The sequence below is a fragment of the Natronomonas sp. genome (assembly GCF_028274965.1).
Taxonomy (GTDB): domain Archaea; phylum Halobacteriota; class Halobacteria; order Halobacteriales; family Haloarculaceae; genus Natronomonas.
This window is the reverse complement of the sequence record NZ_JAQCNO010000025.1, coordinates 1-3807: the sequence shown is the minus strand read 5'-3', so window position 1 is coordinate 3807 and position 3807 is coordinate 1. Positions and strand designations below refer to the sequence as shown.

Here is a 3807-nt window from a genome sequence, read left to right as displayed (position 1 = left end):
CGCCTGGTTGTGGTCTGTCCAACTCCCCTCGAAATCGACCGGATCCTCCTTCGGTGCGCCACCGATATCGAGTCCAGCCTCCTGAAGCGTGTACAGTGCGAAGATCGATCCACTGGTCGAGAGTCGGTCTGCGAAGGCCCACGTCTTGCCCTCGACGTCGGTTCGTTCGTCGATGTCGGAGTCCGGCTGGACGAGCATCATCGAAAAGTAGAACGCCGAGCCACCGGTCACCGTCGACCCGTAGATATCCATTTTATCCGGGTTCGCCAGCACCGTCACGTCGTCCATGCCGATTTCGGCCTGCTCGCTCTCCAAGGCCGGGAGAATCGCTGAGTAGTCCGTCGGAACTTCCATCTCGAAGTCGGCGCTGTCGATCTCGGCGTTGAGCAGGTTCTGTACCGGTTTGTACCGGCGGCGGGCGTCCGACGGCGTCCCCGGCGTCAGAAGCATCGTCACGACGCGTTCGTCCTGCGTGCCGCCGATGACGCCGCCGCACCCGGCGAGACTCACCGCCGCGGCGGTCGCCGCACCGCTCGTGATGAACCCGCGTCGACGGACGGACACGGACGCGGACCCTGTCTCTCTGTCGTCGTTCGGTCTCGATGCGCTGTCGTCGCTGCTGTCGGAGCCGTCTGACATCACCTCATCGGTGCAAAACGGGTCACATAACGGTTGAGTGGGGAGAGTCCGAAGCGTTCGTATCGCCCCGCCCTCGGCGCGACCGGAGCCCGCTCCCCGACGACAGCGTCCGTACCGGTACAGACGCCGTCCGGTTGGGGGTGACCACAGCCCCAACGACGGGCGAGACACATAGAGTACCGAGCGAACGCTTATACGGTCCTTGAGGGGTCCTCGAGACGGACGCATGAGTGATCCACACGATCGGTCCGACCGGTTCGAGTTGATCGCCGCCTGCGAGCCGGCGACGCTCGTCGGGCTCGCAAACGGGGTCCTCGAGGACGACCCCGCGCTGTCGGTCCGCCAGGAGCCGAAGCCACAGCTGTTGATGCAGCGCGTCGAGGAGCCGGTCGAGCGCCGACCGTTCAACCTCGGGGAGGTGCTCGTCACCCCCGCCGAGGTGGAGCTTGGCGACGCCCGCGGGTTCGCGATGATCCCCGGCAAGTCCGAGCGCGCCGCGCTCTCGGGGGCGATCGTCGACGCCGCCGTGGCCGCCGGGCACGACCTGACGCCGGACGTCGTCGAGGCCCTAGCGGAGACCGAGGCCGAAACGCGCGAGCGGCGCCGAAACGAGTGGGCCGAGAGCAAACACACCGCCGTGACCTTCGAGACGATGGAGGGCCGCGAGTGAGGGCTCTCGGCATCGATCCGGTCCACGACACGCGCCGGACGTTCGATGGGCTGCTCGAGGCGATGAGCCGCCCCGGAACGGTTCGGACGGTCCCGGCGCCCGCCGACCACGCCGTGCTCGCAACGCTCGTGGACCACGAGATAACGGTCTCGACCGACGACGACGCCGTCTTAGACGCGCTCTCGGGACAGGGCCGGCTCGATCCGGCCGATCCGGCCGACGCTGACATCGTTCACGTACGCGAGCACGCGGAGACGGATGTCGGGGCGTGCAAGCGGGGGTCGCTGATCGAACCCGCCAACGGGGCGACCGTCGTCTACCGCGTTGAGGCGCTCGCCGACGTCTCCGACGGCACGACGGTGACGCTGTCGGGGCCCGGCGTCGACGAGACGACCGCGCTGTCCGTGTCGCTTCCCGCCTCGGCGCTGTCGACGCTTGCGGAGGCCCAATCGGCGTACCCGCGGGGCATCGACGCCGTCTTCGCCTCGGAGGACCGCCTCGCGGCCGTTCCGCGGTCCGCGACGATGGAGGTGGCGTAGATGGGCTACGTCGCGGTCACCGCCGGCGAGGAGATAATCGAGCGGGCCGAACAGCTGTTCGAGAAACGGCGCGTCGGCGGGGACTCCGAGGCCCTCGAGACCGATCAACTCGACGAGCAACTCGGCCGCCTGACCGATCAGGCGATGGGCGAAGGCGGCCTCTACGCGCCCCGACTCGCCGCGTTGGCGGTCGCGCAGGCCCAAGGCGACACCGTCGAAGCCGCCTTTCTGCTCCGGGCGTACCGCTCGACGCTTGAGCGATTCGAGGAGACGGCCGCCGTCGATCCGGGCGAGATGATCGCGACGCGGCGCGTCTCCCCGGCGTTCAAGGATGTCCCCGGCGGGCAGATACTCGGCGCGACGAAGGACTACACCCAGCGGCTGTTGGACTTCGACGGGATCAACGCCGAGGACCCGACCGCCGGGTGGGACCTCGATGATGAGGGCGATCCCGAACGGCTGACGAACGTCGTCGAACTCCTCCGCGAGGAGGGGCTCTTGGAGGATCCCGAGGCCCCCGAGGTCGCCGCCCCCTCGGACACCACCCGGCGGTCGGTCACGCACCCGCCGGGGCGCGACGAGGTGCTCCAGGAGTTGGCCCGCGGTGAGACCGGCGCGGTGACGGCGCTCGGCTACTCGGCGCTTCGCGGGTACGGACGGGTCCACCCGACGCTGGCGGAGGTGCGCGTCGGCCGACTCCCCGTCCGGATCGAACACCCCTACACCGGCGAGGAGGTGACCGTCACCCGCGTCGGCGTGACCGAATCGGAGGCCGTCGTCCCGGTGTACGAGAAGCGCGAGGACCCGCAGTTCGCCTTCGGCTACGGGCTGACGTTCGGCCGCAACGAACGGAAGGCCATCGGGATGACGGTGCTCGACGCCTCGATCCAACTCGACGGCGAGACGGAGCCGGCGGAGGACCCCGAGTTCGTCCTCGACACGATCGACGGCATGGACTCCTTCGGGTTCATCGAGCACCTCAAACTCCCGCACTACGTCACGTTCCAGTCGATCCTCGATCGGATCCGATCCATCCGGGAGCGCTCGGAGACACCCGCAGAGACGCCGCCGGACGGCCACGAGAGCGAACGCGGGAGCGAGAACAAAGACGGAACCGAAAACGAAAGCCGACGCGAGCCCCGTGACGGGGCTCTCGGGGAGGCCGACGACGATGACTGAGGAGAACTCGGGGACGCCCGTCACGACCGAGTCGGTGGCGGCGGCCATCGAGGAACTCGAGACCGACGGCCTGTCGGGGTACAACTACGCGTACCTCGACGAGCACACGAAGCGGGAACTCAGACGCTCGCTGTTGAAAGCCGTCGCCATCCCCGGCCACCAGGTGCCCTACGCGTCGCGACCGATGCCGCTGGCGCGGGGCTGGGGAACCGGCGGGATCCAGGCATCGCTGTCGATCCTCGGGCCGACGGACGCGTTCAAGGTGATCGATCAGGGCGCCGACGAGAGCGTCAACGCCGCGAACATCCGCCGCCTCGCCGAGGACACCGCCGAGGTGACGACGACGACCGACACGACGGCGGCGGACCTGATCCAGAGCCGCCACCGCGTTCCCGAGGAGGTACTCACGGCCTCCCAGCGGCTCGTGTTGCAGGTTCCGATCACCGACCCGCTCCGGAAGGTCGACCCCTCGGACGCGGCCAACCGCCGCCGGCACGCCCACCGGAACTACGGGAAGATGTGGGTCCACCTCTACGAGAACGTCGTCGAGCACGGCGAGATCGAGATCGCCTCCCGCTATCCGACGATGGTCGCGGGGCGGTACCTCATGGACCCCTCGCCGATCCCCCGCTGGGACGTGCCGAAACTCGACGACGCCGATCACCTGACGATCCTGGCCGCCGGCCGGGAGGCGCGGCTGTACGCGGTGCCGCCGCACACGTCGGTCGAGCCGCTCGCCTTCGAGGACCGCGAGTTCACCGTCGAGCGGTTCCCGGGAGA

Annotated in this window: 5 protein-coding genes; 4 read left to right on the top strand and 1 reads right to left on the bottom strand. The window is 68.8% G+C overall.

Annotated elements, in window-relative coordinates:
* On the bottom strand, positions 1 to 639 hold a 639-nt coding region (locus Q0916_RS04135), incomplete at its 3' end, for a PhnD/SsuA/transferrin family substrate-binding protein (protein ID WP_299234788.1).
* A gap of 226 nt (positions 640 to 865) precedes the next feature.
* Between Q0916_RS04135 and phnG the strand changes: the two genes are divergently transcribed.
* From phnG to Q0916_RS04115, 4 genes are all read left to right on the top strand, one after another.
* Positions 866 to 1309, top strand: a complete 444-nt coding sequence (gene phnG, locus Q0916_RS04130) for a phosphonate C-P lyase system protein PhnG (protein WP_299234786.1) — start codon at positions 866 to 868, stop codon at positions 1307 to 1309.
* Complete coding sequence (phnH, locus tag Q0916_RS04125; protein ID WP_299234784.1) at positions 1306 to 1848, top strand: phosphonate C-P lyase system protein PhnH; 543 nt, start codon at positions 1306 to 1308, stop codon at positions 1846 to 1848. Before phnG ends, phnH begins: the two co-directional genes overlap by 4 nt.
* A complete protein-coding gene (locus Q0916_RS04120) occupies positions 1849 to 3027 on the top strand; it encodes a carbon-phosphorus lyase complex subunit PhnI (protein ID WP_299234781.1) in 1179 nt (392 codons plus the stop codon).
* A partial coding sequence (locus Q0916_RS04115; RefSeq protein ID WP_299234778.1) for an alpha-D-ribose 1-methylphosphonate 5-phosphate C-P-lyase PhnJ occupies positions 3020 to 3807 on the top strand: 788 nt, incomplete at its 3' end. The genes Q0916_RS04120 and Q0916_RS04115, both read left to right, overlap by 8 nt.